General features: G+C 41.8%; 2 protein-coding genes. One reads left to right on the top strand and one right to left on the bottom strand.

Annotated features, from left to right (window positions below; genetic code table 11):
- Positions 1–182 (top strand): transposase (locus CIK87_RS09060; RefSeq protein WP_254046538.1); only part of this gene is annotated, 182 nt, incomplete at its 5' end.
- Here CIK87_RS09060 and CIK87_RS09055 read toward each other — a convergent pair.
- Positions 141–877: transposase (locus CIK87_RS09055; RefSeq protein WP_144008070.1), on the bottom strand; the 737-nt coding region annotated here is incomplete at its 5' end. The genes CIK87_RS09060 and CIK87_RS09055 overlap by 42 nt on opposite strands.

Genomic DNA, 877 nt, shown 5'->3' with positions numbered 1-877 from the left:
ACAATGATGTCGAAGATTTCGGGTATGAAGGTTTCAACAAGGTTATTGAAACCTTTGAGAACCACAACGATACCATCATCAACTATTTTGAGGAAAGGCTTACCAATGCATCGGCAGAATCGTTCAACCCAAATCGGTCATTAGGATTTCTCTGTGTCGTACGGCAAAGAGAAATCCTTTAATTTTTCCCATATAGATAAGAATGATTGTCGTGTTTTTAGTGATCTAGCCAAATATAGGATGTGCTTGTCTTTTGTTTTTCCCAGATAGGCTGGCGTCGATATCAACTCGTATCGGATAGTCTTCAGAAATTTCTTCTTGTTGGAATTGATCAGCGCATGTCTGAACAACGACATAAAGTTATATGCCATAACAATGAAATTCCCACATGCCTCTGTTGCCCAGAAGTTATTTGTGACAAAGTCATCGATGGAGAAATCATTCTTCAATTCTTTTATCCTATTCTCAGAATCCGCTCTTCCGCGATATGAGTCATATACAATCTTGGCCGGCAGGTCAAGGTCTGTTACAAAGCAGCTGTATCGGTATTTTCCGAAATCCTGCTCATCCTCAAAAAGCTCCAGTTGCTTGATTTGCTTTCCTGCAGCTTTGGGGCGCTTGTCTATTTCTTGCCTGACCATCACAATGCGTCTAGGCTTCTCCCAACCGTTTGCCTGATAGATGGTTTCGGATATTTCCAATCCGTCTGTTAGCTCTATCCATTTGCGTTCATGGGTGAGACTGTACTTTATACGATTGTTGAAACGGCAGGCAATGATATAGTGTAACCCTTTCATTTCCAGATAGTCAAGTATTTCCTTCGCAAAGAAACCGCTATCCATGCGGACCAGCCCGACACGTTTGCCCTCAAGTTTTG

Origin of the sequence: Prevotella sp. P5-64, from assembly GCF_002251285.1 — a bacterium.
Taxonomy (GTDB): domain Bacteria; phylum Bacteroidota; class Bacteroidia; order Bacteroidales; family Bacteroidaceae; genus Prevotella.
Note: the sequence above shows the minus strand (reverse complement) of the source record. Positions and strands in the feature narration are given on the sequence as shown.